This is a genomic window from Streptomyces sp. NPDC028991 (assembly GCF_055564775.1).
In genome coordinates this window covers 86,659-104,848 of the sequence record NZ_JBVHVP010000004.1, presented here as the reverse complement: position 1 = coordinate 104,848, position 18,190 = coordinate 86,659, and the positions used below count along the sequence as shown (strand labels likewise).

The 18,190-nt window shown below is 72.0% G+C and carries 16 protein-coding genes; 9 read left to right on the top strand and 7 right to left on the bottom strand.

Going from position 1 to position 18,190, the window contains the following annotated elements; all coding sequences use genetic code 11:
- Window positions 1-110 precede the first annotated feature (110 nt).
- From ACZ4V1_RS10720 to ACZ4V1_RS10695, 6 genes are all read left to right on the top strand, one after another.
- Window positions 111-848 carry a response regulator transcription factor gene (locus ACZ4V1_RS10720; RefSeq protein WP_468332563.1) on the top strand — a complete coding sequence of 246 codons (738 nt, stop codon included), beginning with the start codon at window positions 111-113 and terminating at the stop codon, window positions 846-848.
- Window positions 845-2,416, top strand: a complete 1,572-nt coding sequence (locus ACZ4V1_RS10715; RefSeq protein ID WP_468332560.1) for an ATP-binding protein — start codon at window positions 845-847, stop codon at window positions 2,414-2,416. The genes ACZ4V1_RS10720 and ACZ4V1_RS10715 overlap by 4 nt, the downstream gene beginning before the upstream one ends.
- Before the next feature lie 14 nt (window positions 2,417-2,430).
- Window positions 2,431-3,867, top strand: coding sequence for a bifunctional glycosyltransferase family 2/GtrA family protein (locus ACZ4V1_RS10710; protein WP_468332557.1), 1,437 nt, complete (start codon window positions 2,431-2,433; stop codon window positions 3,865-3,867).
- A complete protein-coding gene (locus ACZ4V1_RS10705; protein WP_468332554.1) occupies window positions 3,864-6,059 on the top strand; it encodes an ArnT family glycosyltransferase in 2,196 nt (731 codons plus the stop codon). Before ACZ4V1_RS10710 ends, ACZ4V1_RS10705 begins: the two co-directional genes overlap by 4 nt.
- A gap of 55 nt (window positions 6,060-6,114) precedes the next feature.
- A complete protein-coding gene (locus ACZ4V1_RS10700; protein ID WP_468332551.1) occupies window positions 6,115-7,605 on the top strand; it encodes an MFS transporter in 1,491 nt (496 codons plus the stop codon).
- Window positions 7,606-7,749: 144 nt separating this feature from the next.
- The gene (locus ACZ4V1_RS10695; RefSeq protein ID WP_468332546.1) at window positions 7,750-8,508 is read left to right on the top strand and encodes a TetR/AcrR family transcriptional regulator; all 759 of its coding nucleotides are present in this window, start codon (window positions 7,750-7,752) and stop codon (window positions 8,506-8,508) included.
- A 127-nt stretch (window positions 8,509-8,635) separates the two neighbouring features.
- On the opposite strand, the gene ACZ4V1_RS10690 is transcribed toward ACZ4V1_RS10695, so the two are convergent.
- Window positions 8,636-9,106 (bottom strand): PPOX class F420-dependent oxidoreductase, encoded by a 471-nt coding sequence (locus tag ACZ4V1_RS10690; RefSeq protein WP_468332543.1) that lies wholly within the window; start codon window positions 9,104-9,106, stop codon window positions 8,636-8,638.
- A gap of 9 nt (window positions 9,107-9,115) precedes the next feature.
- Window positions 9,116-9,559: an STAS domain-containing protein gene (locus tag ACZ4V1_RS10685; protein WP_468332540.1), complete on the bottom strand. Its 444-nt coding sequence runs from the start codon at window positions 9,557-9,559 to the stop codon at window positions 9,116-9,118.
- 217 nt (window positions 9,560-9,776) lie between these two features.
- Between ACZ4V1_RS10685 and ACZ4V1_RS10680 the strand changes: the two genes are divergently transcribed.
- Both ACZ4V1_RS10680 and ACZ4V1_RS10675 read left to right on the top strand, forming a co-directional pair.
- Window positions 9,777-10,511, top strand: a complete 735-nt coding sequence (locus ACZ4V1_RS10680) for an ANTAR domain-containing protein (RefSeq protein WP_468333506.1) — start codon at window positions 9,777-9,779, stop codon at window positions 10,509-10,511.
- Between the two features lie 57 nt (window positions 10,512-10,568).
- Complete coding sequence (locus ACZ4V1_RS10675; protein WP_468332537.1) at window positions 10,569-11,270, top strand: GAF and ANTAR domain-containing protein; 702 nt, start codon at window positions 10,569-10,571, stop codon at window positions 11,268-11,270.
- Here the strand turns inward: ACZ4V1_RS10675 and ACZ4V1_RS10670 are convergent.
- From ACZ4V1_RS10670 to ACZ4V1_RS10660, 3 genes are all read right to left on the bottom strand, one after another.
- Window positions 11,253-12,074, bottom strand: coding sequence for a YceI family protein (locus tag ACZ4V1_RS10670; protein ID WP_468332534.1), 822 nt, complete (start codon window positions 12,072-12,074; stop codon window positions 11,253-11,255). The genes ACZ4V1_RS10675 and ACZ4V1_RS10670 overlap by 18 nt on opposite strands.
- 109 nt (window positions 12,075-12,183) lie before the next feature.
- Window positions 12,184-14,706, bottom strand: a complete 2,523-nt coding sequence (locus ACZ4V1_RS10665) for an MFS transporter (protein ID WP_468332531.1) — start codon at window positions 14,704-14,706, stop codon at window positions 12,184-12,186.
- 85 nt (window positions 14,707-14,791) lie between these two features.
- Entirely contained in the window at window positions 14,792-15,334 is a 543-nt protein-coding gene (locus ACZ4V1_RS10660; RefSeq protein ID WP_468332527.1) for a MarR family winged helix-turn-helix transcriptional regulator, read from the bottom strand.
- 274 nt (window positions 15,335-15,608) lie between these two features.
- Here ACZ4V1_RS10660 and ACZ4V1_RS10655 point away from each other — a divergent pair, with 274 nt between their 5' ends.
- Window positions 15,609-15,806: a hypothetical protein gene (locus ACZ4V1_RS10655; RefSeq protein WP_468332524.1), complete on the top strand. Its 198-nt coding sequence runs from the start codon at window positions 15,609-15,611 to the stop codon at window positions 15,804-15,806.
- Window positions 15,807-16,005: 199 nt separating this feature from the next.
- Here the strand turns inward: ACZ4V1_RS10655 and ACZ4V1_RS10650 are convergent, their stop codons facing one another.
- The gene (locus ACZ4V1_RS10650; RefSeq protein WP_468332521.1) at window positions 16,006-16,926 is read right to left on the bottom strand and encodes an RNA polymerase sigma factor SigF; all 921 of its coding nucleotides are present in this window, start codon (window positions 16,924-16,926) and stop codon (window positions 16,006-16,008) included.
- Between the two features lie 293 nt (window positions 16,927-17,219).
- On the bottom strand, window positions 17,220-18,089 hold the full coding sequence (locus tag ACZ4V1_RS10645; RefSeq protein ID WP_468332518.1) for an RNA polymerase sigma factor SigF: 870 nt from the start codon (window positions 18,087-18,089) through the stop codon (window positions 17,220-17,222).
- Window positions 18,090-18,190 lie beyond the last annotated feature (101 nt).

Below are 18,190 nucleotides of genomic sequence, written 5' to 3'. Positions count from 1 at the left end.
CCCTGAGGGCGGTTCCTGAGGGCGGTCCCGAGAGGCCCACTGTGGGTTTCTCAGAGAAATCACAGCTTGGGGAAAGGGTGTTCTCAGAGCGCCCCGACATCGTGTCCGGTATGACCACGACCTCGCCCCAGGGGCGCACCGAACTGCTGAGGCCGGACGGGAGCCCCGTCCGGGTGCTCGTGGTGGACGACGAGCTGTCCATCACCGAGCTGCTGTCCATGGCCCTGCGCTACGAGGGCTGGCAGATCCGCAGTGCCGGGGACGGACAGGGTGCCGTTCAGGCCGCGCGCGAGTTCCGGCCCGACGCCGTCGTGCTGGACATGATGCTGCCCGACATGGACGGGCTGAGCGCGCTGGGGCGGCTGCGCCGCGATCTGCCGGACGTGCCGGTGCTGTTCCTGACCGCCAAGGACGCGGTCGAGGACCGTATCGCCGGGCTGACCGCCGGCGGGGACGACTACGTCACCAAGCCGTTCAGCCTGGAGGAGGTCGTCGCCCGGCTGCGCGGTCTGATCCGGCGTACCGGCGCCGCCGACCGGCGCTCCGAGTCCGTCCTCGTCGTCGGCGACCTCACCCTCGACGAGGACAGCCACGAGGTCACCCGGGGCGGCGACGGCATCCACCTCACCGCCACCGAGTTCGAGCTGCTGCGCTTCCTGATGCGCAATCCCCGGCGCGTGCTGAGCAAGGCGCAGATCCTCGACCGCGTGTGGTCGTACGACTTCGGCGGACAGGCCAACGTCGTCGAGCTGTACATCTCCTACCTGCGCCGGAAGATCGACGCCGGTCGCGAGCCGATGATCCACACCCGGCGCGGCGCCGGTTACCTGATCAAGCCCGCGGCATGAACGGACGGCGACGACCGCGACCGCGGACCCTGCGGACACGGCTCGTCGTCGCGTCGGTGGCGCTGATCGCGGTGGTGTGCGCGGTGATCGGGACGGTGACGACGGTGGCGTTGCGGTCGCACCTGTACGAGCAGCTGGACGGGCAGTTGGGGGAGGTCGCGGCCCGTGCCTCGGGGCAGTTCGGGCCGCCCGGCGCGGGCAAGGACGACGCGGTGCCGCCGGAGCAGCAGCGGGCCAGGGCCATCGACCTCACCGAGTTCGTCACCAAGGGACCGCAGCCGGTCGGCACCCTCGCCGCGAAGGTCGAGGACGGCACCGTCACGGAGGCCAAGGTCGGGGACAAGTCCGACGAGGACTTCCTGGTGGACGCCAAGTCGCTCACCGGCGCGCAGGTGTCGGCGCTGGAGGCCGTCGCCCGGGACGGTCACCGGCACACCGTGGACCTGCCCGGCCTGGGCGAGTACCGCGTCCAGTACGCCTCCGGTGACGACGGCGACTACTACGTGGCCGTACCGACCGAGGACGTGGACGGCACCCTCAACACGCTGATCCTCATCGAGGTGAGCGTCACCGCCGCCGGTCTCATCGCCGCCTCCCTCGCCGGGACCGTCATCGTCGGCGTCGCCACCCGCCCCCTGCGCAGGGTCGCCGCCACCGCCACCCGGGTGTCCGAACTGCCCCTGCACGCGGGCGAGGTGAATCTCGACGAACGGGTCCCGGAGTCCGAGTGCGACCCGCACACCGAGGTCGGCCGGGTCGGTGCCGCGCTCAACCGGATGCTGAACCACGTGCACGGGGCGCTGCACGCACGGCAGGCGAGCGAGACGCGGGTCCGGCAGTTCGTCGCGGACGCCAGCCATGAACTGCGTACGCCGCTCGCCTCCATCCGCGGCTACGCCGAACTCACCCGCAGGGGCCGGGAACAGGTGGGCCCCGACACCCGGCACGCGCTGGGCCGCATCGAGTCCGAGGCCGGTCGGATGACGCTGCTGGTCGAGGACCTGCTGCTGCTCGCGCGCCTGGACGCCGGGCGGCCGTTGCGGTTCGAACGGACCGACCTCGTACCGCTCGTCGTGGACACCGTCAGCGACGCCCGCGCGGCCGGGCTCGACCACAACTGGCGGCTCGACCTGCCCGAGGAACCGGCGCTGGTGTCGGCGGACGCCGCGCGGCTCCAGCAGGTGCTGGTCAACCTGCTGGGCAACGCCCGCACCCACACCCCGCCCGGCACGACCGTCACCGCGCGCGTGCGGCTCAGCGGGCCGCAGCTGTGCGTGGACGTCGAGGACAACGGCCCGGGCGTCCCGGCCGGGTTGCTGCCGCACGTCTTCGAACGGTTCGCGCGCGGCGACTCCGCGCGGTCCCGCACGACCGGTTCGACGGGGCTCGGGCTCGCCATCGTGCAGGCGGTGGCGACCGCGCACGGCGGTGCCGTGACCGTCGACAGTGTGCCGGGGCGCACGGTCTTCACGCTGCACCTGCCGGCGCTCCCGGCCGGCGAGGCGCGGTGGCAACCGCACTCACAGGCACGGCACAGCGTCACCACACGGACGCGACAGGGGACTTGAGAAGAGTCGGTCCCATGCGAACCGACTCTTCTCCCGGCTCCCTGCCGGCGCGGGAGCATCTCCCGGCCGCAGGAGCCGGTACGCCTGTCCTGGACGTAGTGATCCCCGTCTACAACGAGGAGAAGGACCTCCGGCCGTGCGTCCTGAGACTGCACGATCACCTGACGCGGACGTTTCCGTACGCCTTCCGCATCACGGTCGCGGACAACGCCTCCACGGACGCCACCCCGCACGTCGCGGCACGCCTGGCGGCGGAGATCGCCGAGGTCACGTCCTTCCGGCTGGAGCAGAAGGGGCGCGGCCGGGCCCTGCGGGCCGTCTGGTCGGCCTCCGACGCCCCCGTCCTCGCCTACATGGACGTCGACCTGTCCACCGACCTGAACGCGCTGCTGCCACTGGTGGCCCCGCTGATATCCGGTCACTCGGACCTCGCGATCGGCTCCCGGCTCGACCGTAGCTCCCGGGTGGTGCGCGGCGCCAAGCGGGAGTTCTTCTCCCGCTCCTACAACCTCATCCTGCGCGGCTCCCTCCAGGCCCGCTTCTCCGACGCCCAGTGCGGCTTCAAGGCGATCCGCCGGGACGTGGCCCAGGTGCTGCTGCCGCTGGTGGAGGACACCGGCTGGTTCTTCGACACCGAGATGCTGGTGCTCGCCGAACGCGCCGGGTGCCGGATCCACGAGGTGCCGGTCGACTGGGTCGACGACCCGGACTCGACCGTGCACATCGTGCGGACGGCGACCGACGACCTCAAGGGCGTGTGGCGGGTGGGCAAGGCCCTGGCCACCGGTTCGCTGCCGCTGGACCGGCTGGCCCGGCCCTTCGGTGACGACCCGCGCGACCGGGACCTGGCCGGCGTACCGCAGGGGCTGGCCCGGCAGCTCGTCGGCTTCTGCGTCGTCGGAGCCCTGTCCACCCTCTGCTACCTGCTGCTCTACAGCGGCTTCCGCGTCCTCGCCGGCGCGCAGCTCGCCAACGCGCTCGCCCTGCTGGTCTCGGCGGTCGCCAACACCGCCGCCAACCGGCGGCTGACCTTCGCCGTGCGAGGCCGGGGCGGTGCCGTGCGGCACCAGGCGCAGGGGCTGGTCGTCTTCGGCATCGGTCTCGCGCTGACCAGCGGCTCGCTCGCCGCCCTGCACGCGGCGAGCGCGGACCCGGACCACTCGACCGAGCTGGCGGTGCTGATCGCCGCCAACCTCGCGGCCACCGTGCTGCGCTTCCTGCTCTTCCGCGCCTGGGTGTTCCCGGACGCGCCGCCCGCAGCGGACGCGCCGCCCGCTGCGGACGCGTCGCCCGCTGCGGACGCGTCGCCCGCAGCGGACATGCCGCCCACCGCGTACACGGCTGAGCCACGGCTCCCGTATCCCGACCGCACCCGCGATCCCGCCACGTTGCGCCTGCAGCCGGTGCCACCGGTGCCACACGCCGACACCGACCCGAGGGACGGACGATGACGACGTATGACGACCGGCCGACGCAAGCGGGGGACACACGTCCCCCGAAGGACGGGGGACCGCCGCCGCCCGCGCCCGTGCCCGCGCGGACACGGCAGTCCCGCCTGCGCGGACTGTGGCGGGGCCGGCCCGAGGACCCCCGCTGGGCGCGCCCGGCCTTCCTCGGTCTGCTGCCGGCCACCGCCCTGCTCTACCTCTGCAACCTGAGCGCCTCGGGCTACGCCAACTCCTTCTACTCGGCCGCCGCGCAGGCGGGCAGTCAGTCCTGGAAGGCGTTCTTCTTCGGCTCGCTCGACGCCGCCAATGCCATCACCGTCGACAAGCCCCCGGCCGCGCTGTGGCCGATGGCGCTGGCGGTGCGGATCTTCGGGCTGAACTCGTGGTCGGTCCTCGTCCCCGAGGTGCTGATGGGCGTCGCGACGGTCGCCGTCGTGTACGCGGCCGTACGCCGACGGTTCCATCCGGCGGCCGGGCTGATCGCCGGTGCCGTGCTGGCTCTGACGCCGGTCGCGGCGCTGATGTTCCGCTTCAACAACCCGGACGCGCTGCTGGCGCTGCTGATGTCCGTAGCCTGCTACCTCGTCGTCCGCGCGCTCGAGGACGGCCGGACCAAGTGGCTGGTGTGGGCGGGCGTCGCGATCGGCCTCGCCTTCCTGGCGAAGACCCTCCAGGCCTTCCTGATCCTGCCCGCCCTGGCCCTCGTCTACGGCGTCTGCGCGCCGGTGCGGCTGAAGAGGCGGCTGGGGCAGCTGGCACTGGCGACCGCCGCGATCGTCGTCTCCGGCGGCTGGTGGGTCGCGGTCGTGGAGCTGTGGCCGGCGTCGTCGCGCCCGTACATCGGCGGTTCGCAGAACAACAGCTTCCTGGAGCTCACCTTCGGCTACAACGGCCTCGGCCGCCTCAACGGCGAGGAGACCGGCAGCGTCGGAGGCGGCGGTGGCGGTGGCGGTGGCATGGGCGGTGGCATGGGCGGTGGTGGCGGGCAGTGGGGCGAGACCGGCTGGGACCGGATGTTCAACTCCGAGATCGGCGGCCAGATCTCCTGGCTGCTCCCGGCCGCTCTCGTCCTGCTCGTCGCGGGACTGGTCGCCACGCGGCGCGGCGGGCGTACCGACACGGCTCGCGCGTCCCTCCTCGTCTGGGGCGGCTCGCTGCTGATGACGATGGCCGTCTTCAGCTACATGGCGGGCATCTTCCACCAGTACTACACGGTGGCCCTCGCGCCCTACCTGGCCGCCGTGGTCGGCATGGGAGCGGCGACGCTGTGGGAGCGGCGCGAGCGGATCTGGGCGTCCCTCGCCCTCGCCGCCGCCGTCACGGCGACCGCGGCCTGGGGGTACGTCCTGCTCAACCGCACGCCCGATTACCTGCCCTGGCTGAAGTGGCTGGTCCTCGTCGGCGGCCTGGCCGCCGCGCTCGGCTTCGTCTTCGCCGGGCGGCTGGGGCGCCGGACCGCGCTCGCGGTGGCGGGGCTGGGCCTCGCCGCGTCGCTGGCCGCGCCCACCGCGTACACGGTGAGCACCTTGCGAGAGGGGCACAGCGGTTCCATCGTCACGGCCGGTCCGTCCGGCGCGAGCGTGATGGGCGGCCCGGGAGGCGGCGGCCAAGGCGGTGGCCCCGGGGGCGGCGGCTTCCCCGGCGGCGGGAACGCACCCGGCCAGGGCCAGGGCCAGGGCCAGAGCCAGGGGCAGGGCGGGCCCGGCACCGGCGGATTCCCCCAGGGCGCACCGGGCCGGAACGGCCAGACGGCCCCGAACGGCCAGACGGCCCCGAACGGCCAGACCGGCGAGGGCGGCGGTCGCGCGGGCGGAGGCGCCGGCATGGGCGGTCTGCTCAACGGCGCCCAGGTCGGCGCCGAGGCCAAGAAGCTGCTGGAGGCCGACGCCGACCGGTACACCTGGGCCGGCGCCGCGATCGGCGCGCAGAACGCCGCGAGCTACCAGCTCGGCACCGGCGAGCCGGTGATGGCGATCGGCGGCTTCAACGGCACCGACCCGTCACCGACCCTGGCCCAGTTCAAGGAGTACGTGGCGGACGGAAGGATCCACTACTTCGTCGGGGGCGCGGGCACGGGCGGCATGGGCGGCGACTCCGGCACCTCGTCGCAGATCACGTCGTGGGTCGAGGCCAACTTCAAGGAGGTCACGGCCGGTTCGGCCACCCTCTACGACCTCACGCAGCCGACGGACTGACCGGCCGCACGCCCCCGCGCTGTACAGCGTATAGGGCCCCTATACGCTGTACAGCATGACGACGTCCTCCCGGGAACGGAAAGCCGCCCCCACGGTCCAGGGCCACCCGCAGCGCTGGCTGATCCTCGGCGTCATCAGCCTCGCCCAGCTGACCGTGGTGCTGGACAACACCGTGCTGAACGTGGCCATCCCCTCGCTCACCGACGAGCTGGGCGCGGCCACCTCGGACATCCAGTGGATGATCAACGCATACTCGCTGGTGCAGTCCGGCCTGCTGCTCACCGCGGGCAGCGCGGCCGACCGGTACGGCCGCAAGAAGATGCTGACCGCGGGCCTCGCCCTGTTCGGCCTGGGCTCGCTGGCGGCGGGTCTCGCGGAGAGCACCGGGCAGTTGATCGCGGCGCGGGCCGGGATGGGCGTCGGCGGCGCGCTGCTGCTGACCACCACGCTCGCCGTGGTCATGCAGATCTTCGCGCCCGCGGAACACGCGAAGGCGATCGGCATCTGGAGCGCGGTGAGCGCACTCGGCTTCGCCTGCGGGCCGTTGATCGGCGGTTTCGTGCTGGACCACTTCTGGTGGGGCGCGATCTTCCTGATCAACCTGCCGGTCGTGGCGCTCGGTCTGGTCGCGGTCGTGACCCTGGTCCCGGAGTCGAAGAACCGCCAGGGCGACCGCCCCGACCTGCTCGGCGCCGTACTCTCCACGATAGGCATGACCGCGCTGGTCTACGCGATCATCTCCGGCCCCGAGTACGGCTGGACGTCCGCCCGGGTGACGGCCACGGCGGCCGTGGCGGTCGGCGTGCTCGCCCTCTTCGCGTACTGGGAGAGCCGTATCCCGTATCCCATGCTCGACCTCGCCTTCTTCCGCAACCAGCGGTTCACGGGAGCGGTCGCCGGACTCACGCTGATCACCTTCGGCATGGGCGGTGCGCTCTTCCTGCTCACCCAGCACCTGCAGTTCGTGCTCGGGTACGGCCCGCTGGAGGCGGGGGTGGCGACCGCGCCCCTGGCCATGACGGTGGTGGTGCTGAACTTCTCCGGGGTGGCGGCGAAGTGGCTGGACAGGCTGGGCACGCCGGTGGCGGTGCTGCTCAGCATGGTGCTGATGTCGGCGGGCCTGGTGGCCATCGCCACGCTCACCGGCGGGGGCTACGCCGGCACGCTGCTGGGCCTGCTGCTGATCGGCGTGGGCTGCGCGCTCGGCAACCCGGCCATGGCACACGCGATCATGAGCGCGATTCCGCCGGCCAAGGCGGGGGTCGGCGCGGGCATCAACGGTACGTTGGCGGAGTTCGGCAACGGGCTGGGCGTGGCCGTGCTGGGCGCGGTGCTGAACTCCCGGTTCGCGGCGCTGGTGCCGGTGTCGGCGGCCTCGTTGCCGGCGGCGCTGGCTTCGGCGGAGGGTGAGGCGGAGCGGGATCGGGTGATCGACGCGTTCTCCTCCGGTCTGGAGAGCAGTCAGTTGGTGGGAGCGGTGGCCGTGCTGCTCGGCGGAGTCGTCGCGGCGGTGTTGTTGCGCAGAGCGGAGAAGGCGGGCGGCTGAAGCCCGCAGGGATCGCGCCGCCGCGTGAGTGCGTGCCGTCCGTGGCTGGTCGCGCCCCGGCGGCGGAGCGCACGTCGATGCGGCCCGTGCCCCTTTCGGGGGCGTCAGGCATGACCGGCAATCGAGATACCGAGGTAGGTGCGCATGGCGAAGGAGGGGCGGCAGGGGCCGCGGGCCAGTGTTTGGCTGGCGGGCGAGGGCCGTCGGAGCGGGCGGCGCGGTGGGCAGCCGTCCGGGCTGGACCGGGAGCGGATCACCGAGGCCACCGTCCGGCTGCTGGACGCGGAGGGCCTGGCCGGGTTCTCCATGCGCCGTCTGGCCGCCGAGCTGGACGTCACCGCGATGTCCGTCTACTGGTACGTCGACACCAAGGACGAGCTGCTCGAACTCGCCCTGGACGCCGTCTTCGGCGAGCTGCGCCACCCCGCCCCGGAGACCGGCGAGGACTGGCGCGGGCAGCTGCGCACGCTGGCCCGGGAGAACCGCAGGCTGCTGGTGCGCCACCCCTGGCTGTCCCAGCTGACCGGCACCTACCTCAACATCGGGCCCCACTCGCTGGCCTTCTCCCGGGCGGTGCAGGGCGTCATGCGCCGCAGCGGTCTGCCCGCGCACCGATTGACCGGAGCCATCTCCGCCGTCTTCCAGTTCGTCTACGGCTACGGCACCATCGAGGGCCACTTCCTGGCCCGGGCGGCGGACAGCGGCCTGAGCGTGGACGACTACTTCCAGGCCGCCATGAGCGCGGTGGCCGAGTCGCCGGACACCGCGGACGTGATCCAGGAGTCCCGGGAGATCATGTCGGCCCGCGGCGGCGACACGGTCGGGGAGATGCTGGACCGGGACTTCGAGTTCGCGCTGGACCTGCTCGTGGCGGGCATCGAGGCGATGGTCGAGCGAGGGTGACCGGTCCTGCGGCGGGGCCCGTGGCCGGTCCTGCGCGTGGTCTCGTGGCCGGTCCTGTGCCTGGTTCTGTGGCCGGTCCTGTGCCGCGTCCCGTGCCTGGCCCTGTGGCCGGTCCAGAGTTCCCGGGTCAGTCGTCCGCCGTCAGTCGCGCCGGGAAGCCCCCTGTCGCCACCGGCCCCCACTTCTCCGGTGTCACTCGAATGATCGATTTGCCCTGCTCCACCATGGCCCGCCGGTACTCGTCCCAGTCGGGGTGCTCGCCCGCGATGTTGCGGTAGTACTCCACGAGCGGCTCCACGGAGTCGGGGGAGCCGATGACCTCCGCGGTGCCGTCGATCTGGACCCAGGGGCCGTTCCACTCGTCGCTGAGCACGATGAGGCTGACCCGCGGGTCGCGGTGTGCGTTGCGGGTCTTGGCCCGTTCGGGGTACGTGGAGACCACGATCCGGCCGGAGTCGTCGACCCCGCAGGTCAGCGGCGAACCCTGTGGGCCGCCGTCGGCTCGCCGGGTCAGCAGGATCGCCCGGTGCCGGGGGCGCACGAAGTCCAGCAGATCGGCCAGGGACACACGGGTGTTCGTCGCGATGTTCGGTGTCATGCCACCAGCCTAGGAGGCGCGTTCGTCGTCCGGCCCGCTGTCCGGCCCCTCGCCTGGCCCGCTGTCCGGCCCGCTGTCCGGCCCGTCGTCCGGCCCGCACTCCGGACCCAGCGCCTCCGCGAGGTTGTCGTACACGGGCACGTCCCGGCGCAGTCCGGAGAGTTCCAGGACGCGGCTCGGTACGCCCTCCGGGGCGGCCACCAACCGCAGACGGGTGTGCCGGTGGGCGTGGCGGCGTACCTCGTCGATGAGGCGGACGCCCTGGGAGTCCATGAAGCGGGTCGCGGTCAGGTCGAGGACGAGAACGCGCAGGCCGTCGGAGTGGTGGTCCACCGCGGCCATGATCAGGGGCAGCAGGCCCTCGGCGTTGCAGAAGTCGATCTCGCAGGGCAGCGCGAGTACGGCGTAGCCGGGCGGATCGCACGGTTCGCACGGTTGTGGGAGGAAGGTCACGTCACTCACCTGACAGACGTCAGCCGGCTTCCGGTCGAGGCCGCTTCCTGACCCGCCACCCATTCCACCACGCCTCCGACGGCGTGGGGAAGGCGCCCGCCGGTCCTTCGGCCGGGCGTCACCGGCTCGCAACCAAGCAGCTAAAGTGCTGTTCGTCCTGTGCTCGCAGTCGGGAATGTGCTGCGGAGCTCTCCTGCGCACGGCCGTTTGGCCGCGCATGCCGAAGAGGTTCGTGGTGGCTGCGTCCGAATTTACTGATTTGCCGCGTTTTCCGGCGGGCTTCGAGCTGGCCGAAGCCCTGACGTCGGCGGCTCGGCAACTGCACGGGACGGGCACTGCGGACGACACCATGAACGCCGCGGTCGAGCTGGCGGTGCGTCTGCTGCCCGGCGCGGAGCACGCGGGTATCTCGGAGATCCAGCGCGGCGGCCGGCTCCGCACCCTGGCCTGGACCGACGACGCCGTACGGTTCCCCGCCGAGTCCCGGCACGGCGGCGGCCGTGAACCGCACCCGGACTGGGAGCGCCTGTGGAGCACGCCCGTGGTGCGGATAGACGACAGCGAGGCCGACGGCGGCGGCAACGTCTTCTCCGACCTCGGTCTGCGTTCCGCGCTGTCTCTGCGGCTGCGCGCCGACCGGCGCCGCCTGACCGTGCTGACGGCGTACGCCCGCAAGCCGCAGGCCTTCGGCGAGGACGCCACCCGTATCGGCCGGCTGTTCACCGCGCACGTCTCCCTCGCCCTGAACTCGGCGACCGTGCGCGAGCAGCTCACCGAGGCCATGCGCACCCGTGACCTGATCGGCCAGGCCACCGGCATCCTCATGGAGCGGCTGGACATCGACGCGGCCGGCGCCTTCGACTCCCTGGTGAAGGCCTCGCAGCGGGAGAACGTGAAGCTGCGCGACCTCGCCCGCCGCATCGTCGCCGCGAACACCGGCGCGGGGTCGTGAACACCGGCCGCGGAGTGACGAGGCTTGGGCGAGCGGTGACGGGATATCCGTACGGGCATGACCTCGGAGACACCTGACACGCTCGATCGTGCGATAGCGCGCAGCCAGGGCCTCGACACCCTGCTGCGCGACCTGACCGACCGCGCGGTCGGCCAGGTGCCGGGGGCCGTCGCCTGCTCGGTCACGGTGCGCCGCGCCGACCGGCTGATGACCCTGGCGGGCAGCTCCGGTCTGCCCAGCGGCCTGGATCTGCGGCAGTACGAGAACGGCTCGGGCCCCTGTGTGGACGCCGCCGAGACGGAGAGCCCCCGGTACTCCCCGGACCTGGCCACGGAGACCCGCTGGCCCGCGTACACGGAGTACGCGCTGGCCACCGGCGTGCGCTGTGTGCTGGCGCTGCCGCTGGCCGTCGCGGGCGAGACCGGCGCCGCGCTCAACTTCTACGGCGTCGAACCGGATTCGCTGGCCGCGGGACGCGAGGCGGCCCGCGCCTTCGCGGAGCGGGCCGCGGACGCCGTGAACGAGGCCCTGCGCCTGGAGCGGCAGCAGGCGTCGGCGGCCGACGTGCGCACCGCCCTGCTCTCCCGCAGCGTCATCGACCAGGCGGTCGGCATGCTCATGGCTCGGGAGCGGATCGACGCGCACCGGGCCCTCGAGCGGCTGCGCCGGGCCTCGCAGCACCGGAACGTCAAGCTCCGGGACCTGTGCGGCGAGCTGGTGGCCCGGGTGTCCGGCGGCGATTCAGGCGGCCGGCAGTGACTCGCCCTGGACCGCCTGGATGTCCAGCTCGACCCTGAGCGTCGTACCGATGGCGGCGATGCCCGCCTGGAGGACCTGGTTGTAGTTCATGGCGAAGTCCTCGCGGCGCAGCTCCGTCGTCGCGCGGAACGCCGCCCGGGTGCCGCCCCACGGGTCGGCGCCGGTGCCGAGGTAGGCCAGGTCCAGGTCGACCTGGCGGACGACACCGTGCAGGCCCAGCTCGCCGTGGACGGTCCAGCGGTCTTGGCCGGCCTGCGTCACGCCGGTGGAGCGGTAGGTGATCTCCGGGAACCGTTCGACGTCCAGGAAGTCGGCGGAGCGCAGGTGGGTGTCGCGCATGCCGTTGCCGGTGTCGATGGAGGCCGCCCGGATCACCGCCTCCACCCGGGACTTGGTGACGTCGTCCGGCGCGATCTCGACGGTGCCGGAGAACTCCGTGAACCGGCCGTGCACGCTGGAGATGCCCAGGTGCTGGGCGACGGCCGCCACGCTGGAGTGCGCCGGGTCGACCGTCCAGGGCCCCGGCGGCGGCAGCTCGGTGCCGCCCTGGCGGGCCAGCGTCACGGTGCCGACCTCGGCCCGGCCGCTCGCGGTGACGATCGCACTGGACGCCGCGGGCGCGTAGCCGACGGCCGCGACGATGACGGTGTACGCCCCCGGCGTCAGCGGGGTGGTATCCCGCACGGCGCCCTCGGGGTCCGCCTCGGCGCGCAGCACCTGGGTGCCGGTCATGTCGGTCACCGTGACGACCGCGTGCGACACGGCCCATCCGTCCCGCGTCCGGATCCTCGCGGTCAGTCCCATCCCGTTTTCTCCCTGCAAAGGCTCAGAAAGTGGTCGTGAAGAAGCCGGCCCGTGGTGGGCGGGCGCACCTCCGCTCAGAGCGCGCACGCCACCACGGGCCGGGGACTCGCTACTCGCCGGGGTGGGCGAGCTCGATGTCGTGGCCGTCGGCACCCGGGCCGGCGACCGTCAGGGAAGTCGCCACCGGCGGGTAGCCGGTCGCGATGACGGTGTACTCACCGGCGTCCAGGTCGGTGAAGGCGTACGCCCCGTCCGCGCCGGTCGTGGCCGTGCCGACCACGTTGCCCGCCGCGTCGACCAGCGTGACGCGGGCGTCGGCCAGCGGACCGTGCGGTGCCCGCACGACGCCCTGGACCTGTGCCCCGGCCTGGAGGTCGACCTCCACGCGGGTGGTCCCGGTGCCGCCGACCTCGACGGGCAGGGCGCGCGGCCGGTAGCCGGCGGCGTTGACCGCGACGGTCACCGTGCCCGGCACCAGTTCGGCGAAGGAGAACTCGCCCGCCTCGCCGGTGGCGGCGGTGGCCAGCAGGTCCCCGCGCACATCGGTCACGATCACCATCGCGTCCTTGACCGGCAGCCCGCTCTCCACGGCCCGGACCAGGCCGTTCAGCCCGCTGGTGCCGCTGAGCAGGATGTCGTACGCGACCGGCTCGTCGTTGACGACGATCGTCGAGGCCTGCGGCTGGAAGCCGTCGGCGGAGGCGATCAGCACGTACGATCCCGCGCTCGGCGCGTCGAGGACGTAGGAGCCGTCGGCCTGGGCGACCGAGCGGCCCAGCTGCCGGCCGCCCAGCGAGATCAGCGTGACCGCGGCCTGCGGGACCGGGGCGGACTCGGCGCCGCGGACGAAGCCGCGGACCGCGATGCCGGCGGGGGCGGGCGCCCCCGGCCCACCGGAGCCGGTCGCCGTGGCGACGGCGGCGAGCCGCTGCGTGGCCTCGGGCCGCGGACCCGGCTCGGCGACCGAGGTGGCCGAGCCGGCCGACGTGGCCGAGCCGGCCGAGGGCGCCGCCGACGCGGCCGCCGACCCACCGGCGGGAACCGGCTCGGGGGCGACCCGGGTGGCCTCGGCCGGGGCCGGAGCCACCGGGGAGGCGGTCTCGGAGGCGGCCTCCGCCGCCTGGGCCAGGGCGCCCGAGGTGCGCAGCGGGACCTCCTTGATGAACAGCGTCACCAGGAAGCCGAGCAGGGCGATCGGCGCGACGTACAGGAAGATGTCGGCGATGCCGTGCCCGTACGCGCTCTCCAGCCAGGTGCGGATGGGCGCGGGCAGCAGATCCATGTCGGGGATCTGCCCGGAGCCCATGGCCTGGCCGGCCGCCGCCCGGTCCTGGGGGGCGAGCTGCCCGACGGTGTCGGTGGCGTAGTGGCTGATCCGGCTGGACATCACGGAGCCGAGCACCGAGACGCCCACCGCGCCGCCGAGGGACCGGAAGAAGGTCACGACGGAGGAGGCCGCGCCCAGGTCGCTGGGCGCCACCTGGTTCTGCGTGCACAGGACCAGGTTCTGCATCATCATGCCGACGCCGAGGCCCATCAGCGCCATGAAGATGCCGACATGCCAGTACGGGGTGTCGTACCGCATCGTGCCGAGCAGGCCCAGGCCCGCCGTCAGCAGCACGCCGCCGGCCAGCAGCCAGCGCTTCCACCTGCCGGTCTTGGTGATGATGATGCCGGAGACCGTCGACGAGACGAACAGGCCGCCGATCATCGGGATGGTCATGACGCCCGACATGGTGGGGGACTTGTCCCGGGCGAGCTGGAAGTACTGGCTGAAGTAGACGGTGCCCGCGAACATCGCGATACCGACGAACAGCGAGGCCAGCGAGGCCAGCGTGATGGTGCGGTTCCTGAACAGGCGCAGCGGGATGATCGGCTCGCTGGCCTTCGACTCGACGAAGAGGAAGATCAGCGTCAGCACGATCGCGCCGCCGACCATGGCGCCGGTCTGCCAGGACATCCACGCGTACTTGTCGTCGGCGAAGGTGACCCATACGAGCAGCAGGGAGACGGCCGCGGTGACGAAGAAGGCGCCGGCCCAGTCGACCTTGACCTTCCGCTTCACCACGGGCAGGTGCAGCGTCTTCTGCAGCACGACCAGCGCCAGGAGCGCGAAGGGAACGCCGACGTAGAGGCACCAGCGCCAGCCGAGCCAGCTGGTGTCGGTGATGACACCGCCGAGCAGCGGACCGCCGACGGTCGCGACGGCAAAGGTGGCGCCGAGGTAGCCGGAGTAGCGACCGCGCTCACGCGGGGAGATCATCGCGGCCATGATGATCTGCGCCAGAGCGGCCAGACCGCCGGCGCCCAGGCCCTGGATGCCGCGCGCGGTGATCAGCATCCCGGGGTTCTGCGACAGACCGGCCACGACGGAGCCGATGACGAAGACGACCAGGGCTATCTGAACCAGGGCCTTCTTGCTGACCAAGTCCGCGAGCTTGCCCCACAGGGGGGTGGAGGCGGTCATCGTCAGCAGCGAGGCGGTGACGACCCAGGTGTAGGCGCTCTGGCCGCCCCCGAGGTCGCCGATGATCTCGGGCAGGGCGTTGGTGACGATGGTCGAGGACAGGATGGCGCAGAACATGCCGAGCAGCAGCCCGGACAGCGCTTCCATGATCTGCCGGTGCGTCATCGGAGCGTCTCCGTTGGAGCCTCCCCCGTGCTTGGCATGAGCCCGCACACCGGCTGGTGTGGTCGTTGCCATGGACTTCCTTTGCTTACGTGGTGATCGCGGGTGTACGGGTGGACTGTTCGTCCCCGGAGGGGAGCCGTTCGTCCCCGGACGGGTGCCGTTCGTCCCCGGACGGTGCGGGTGGCCGGGCCGCCGGGGCCCGGCAGTCGTCGAAGCTGGCCCTGAGGCGGGCCATGAGCCGGGAGAGCTGGCCGACCTCGTCGTCGGACCAGTCGCTCAGCCGGTGGGCGAGCAACTGGGTGGTCCGTTCGGCGATCTCGTCGAGCCGGCCCTGGCCCCGGGACGTCAGGCGCAGGATGCGCGAGCGCTTGTCCGCGGGGTCGGGGGAGCGTTCGATCCAGCCCCGCTCGGCGACGTGTGCGACGTGGCGGCTGGTCACCGACATGTCCACGGCGAGCAGCTCCGCGAGCTTGCTCATGCGCATGTCCCCGTGGCGGCCGAGCAGCGTCAGTACGGCGGCGGATCCGCCGGGGCAGTCGGCCGGCAGCAGCCGTCCCATCTCCCGCTTCACGGCGCCGAAGGCGCTGAACTGGCGGATCAGCTCCTCGTACTGAGCCTTCTCGGCCATGCGCACCTCCCGTTTTTCGTTGCTTAGGGCAACCATAGGATCGGTTGGTTGCTACAGGCAAATAAAAACGGGCATCAGGTCATAAAAAGTTGGCAAAGGCAAGTATTGCGATAGTAAACGTGCAGGTGATGGCCGTGGGGTCGGCGGTGAGTGGGTGACGGGTTGGGTGACGGGTGGGCGACGGGTGGGCGACGGGTGGGCGGCGAGCCGCGGCAAAGGTGCTGGGGAGCCCCGCACTTGGGCCGCTCCCGCGGATTCGCTAGTGTCTCGGCCCATGGCTAACAACCAGGGTCCCCAGGGCAATCACGACCCCGCAGGCAGCACCCAGATGTTCCGCGCGTTCGTCGACGACGCCCCCCAGTCCCGGCAGGCGGCCCCCGCCGCCTCCTCCGGTCCCCGTATCGGCCTGATCGTCGGCATCGTGGCCGCCGTGGTGATCGTCGCGGCCGTGGCCTGGCTGGCACTGAAGTAGCACCGGCGCCGGACGGGACCGGCACCGCACAGGCGCATACGACGGCGACCGCCGCGGCACCCCCGAGGTACCGCGGCGGTCGTAGGCCGGTCCGCGGGTCTGTCCGTAGGCCGGTCCGTAGGCCGGTCCGTAGGCCGGTCCGCGGGTCTGTCCGTAGGCCGGTCCGCAGGCCGGATCCGCCGGTCTGCCGTGGCGGGACCTAGTCGGAGATGAGGCCCTCGCGCAGCTGCGACAGCGTCCGGGTCAGCAGCCGGGAGACGTGCATCTGCGAGATGCCGACCTCCTCGCCGATCTGCGACTGGGTCATGTTGGCGAAGAAGCGCAGCATGATGATCCGCCGCTCCCGGGGCGGCAGTTTGGCCAGCAGCGGCTTGAGGGACTCGCGGTACTCCACACCTTCCAGCGCCGTGTCCTCGTAGCCCAGGCGGTCCGCCAGGGAGCCCTCGCCGCCGTCGTCCTCCGGGGCCGGGGAGTCCAGCGAGGAGGCGGTGTACGCGTTGCCGACCGCGAGGCCGTCGACGACGTCCTCCTCGGAGACGCCCAGCACGGCGGCCAGCTCGCCGACCGTCGGGGAGCGGTCCAGCTTCTGGGAGAGCTCGTCGCTGGCCTTCGTCAGGGCCAGGCGCAGCTCCTGGAGCCGGCGCGGGACGCGCACCGACCACGAGGTGTCGCGGAAGAACCGCTTGATCTCCCCGACCACCGTCGGCATCGCGAACGTCGGGAACTCCACGCCCCGTTCGCAGTCGAAGCGGTCGATCGCCTTGATCAGGCCGATGGTGCCGACCTGGACGATGTCCTCCATCGGCTCGTTGCGGGAGCGGAAGCGCGCGGCGGCGTAGCGCACCAGCGGGAGATTGAGCTCGATCAGGGTGTCCCGGACGTAGGCACGCTCGGGGCTGTCCTGGTCGAGGGCGGCGAGCCGCAGGAACAGGGAGCGGGACAGGGTGCGGGTGTCGATGGCCTCCGTGGCCGGAACGGCCTGGGCCGGCACGGCGTCGAGGGTCGGTACGGCTTCGATGGCCTGGACGTCATCGACGGGGCCGAGCGCCTCGAGCGTGTCGGGCGCGGTCTCGCTCTCCGCGAGCGCGAGCACCTTCGAGCTGCCCTGGTCTGCGGACATGCCACCCCCTTTGGGTCGCGGGACGGTCACGGCGCACGCTCCCATGCCGGGAACGCAGCCTCCACCTGAATACCGGAGCCGAAGCTCCGGCAAACGCGTCTCCGGCAGAATGTCACATGTCGGCAACGCGCTGTAGTGACATGTCGACATCCGAGACGCGAATTCCCCCTGGAAAAAGGCGGTCTGACGGTCTATCGGCCCGATTCCGCCCGCAACGGCCCTGGTGAGCGATTCGCTCGCCCCGGTGATACCTGGCACGCGCTTTCGATATGCGGAGGGGCCGTGTGCAGAGACTACGCGTCGATCCGGTTCGAGGACCTCAATCGCTGGAAGCTACGGGCCAGTAGCCGGGAGACGTGCATCTGGGAGACGCCGAGTTCCGCACTGATCTGCGACTGGGTGAGGTTGCTGTAGTAGCGCAGCAGCAGGATGCGCTGTTCCCGTTCCGGGAGCTGGACGAGCAGGTGCCGGACCAGGTCGCGGTGCTCGACGCCGTCCAGGGCGGGGTCCTCGTAGCCGAGCCGGTCGAGCAGCCCGGGGAGCCCGTCTCCCTCCTGGGCGGCCTCCAGCGAGGTGGCGTGGTACGACCGTCCCGCCTCGATGCAGGACAGCACCTCCTCCTCGGAGATGCGCAGCCGCTCGGCGATCTCGGCGGTCGTCGGGGAGCGTCCGAAGGCGGTGGTCAGGTCCTCGGTCGCGCTGTTGACCTGCACCCACAGCTCGTGCAGCCGGCGCGGTACGTGCACCGTGCGGACGTTGTCGCGGAAGTAGCGCTTGATCTCGCCGACGACGGTCGGCATCGCGAACGTCGGGAACTGCACGCCGCGCTCCGGGTCGAACCGGTCGATGGCGTTGATGAGTCCGATGGTGCCGACCTGGACGACGTCCTCCATCGGCTCGTTGCGGGAGCGGAAGCGGGCGGCGGCGTAGCGCACCAGCGGGAGGTTGGCCTCGATGAGCGCCGCGCGTACCCGGTCGTGCTCCGGTGTGCCCGGCGTGAGGCCCTTCAGTTCGCCGAAGAGCACCTGGGTCAGGGCCCGGGTGTCGGCGCCCCGGCTCCGCTGCGGCGTCTGTTCCCGCGCGGGCGGCTCCTGGGCCTGTGCGGGCGGTACGGGCTGTGCGGGCTGTGCGGGCGGTGCTTGAGGCGCAGTACTGGCCGGCACGGTCAACTCCACCTCGTGATCCGTCAACTCTTCCGTAACTCATCCGTCAAAAGCGGTCATAGCATCACAAGACATGTGCACTGTGTGCAAGCACCTCATAA

Coding starts and splice junctions, on each gene's coding strand:
- ACZ4V1_RS10720 (WP_468332563.1), top strand. CDS start 111: ATGACCACGACCTCGCCCCAGGGGCGCACCGAACTGCTGAGGCCGGAC.
- ACZ4V1_RS10715 (WP_468332560.1), top strand. CDS start 845: ATGAACGGACGGCGACGACCGCGACCGCGGACCCTGCGGACACGGCTC.
- ACZ4V1_RS10710 (WP_468332557.1), top strand. CDS start 2,431: ATGCGAACCGACTCTTCTCCCGGCTCCCTGCCGGCGCGGGAGCATCTC.
- ACZ4V1_RS10705 (WP_468332554.1), top strand. CDS start 3,864: ATGACGACGTATGACGACCGGCCGACGCAAGCGGGGGACACACGTCCC.
- ACZ4V1_RS10700 (WP_468332551.1), top strand. CDS start 6,115: ATGACGACGTCCTCCCGGGAACGGAAAGCCGCCCCCACGGTCCAGGGC.
- ACZ4V1_RS10695 (WP_468332546.1), top strand. CDS start 7,750: ATGGCGAAGGAGGGGCGGCAGGGGCCGCGGGCCAGTGTTTGGCTGGCG.
- ACZ4V1_RS10690 (WP_468332543.1), bottom strand. CDS start 9,106: ATGACACCGAACATCGCGACGAACACCCGTGTGTCCCTGGCCGATCTG.
- ACZ4V1_RS10680 (WP_468333506.1), top strand. CDS start 9,777: ATGCCGAAGAGGTTCGTGGTGGCTGCGTCCGAATTTACTGATTTGCCG.
- ACZ4V1_RS10675 (WP_468332537.1), top strand. CDS start 10,569: ATGACCTCGGAGACACCTGACACGCTCGATCGTGCGATAGCGCGCAGC.
- ACZ4V1_RS10670 (WP_468332534.1), bottom strand. CDS start 12,074: ATGGGACTGACCGCGAGGATCCGGACGCGGGACGGATGGGCCGTGTCG.
- ACZ4V1_RS10665 (WP_468332531.1), bottom strand. CDS start 14,706: ATGACGCACCGGCAGATCATGGAAGCGCTGTCCGGGCTGCTGCTCGGC.
- ACZ4V1_RS10660 (WP_468332527.1), bottom strand. CDS start 15,334: ATGGCCGAGAAGGCTCAGTACGAGGAGCTGATCCGCCAGTTCAGCGCC.
- ACZ4V1_RS10655 (WP_468332524.1), top strand. CDS start 15,609: ATGGCTAACAACCAGGGTCCCCAGGGCAATCACGACCCCGCAGGCAGC.
- ACZ4V1_RS10650 (WP_468332521.1), bottom strand. CDS start 16,926: ATGTCCGCAGACCAGGGCAGCTCGAAGGTGCTCGCGCTCGCGGAGAGC.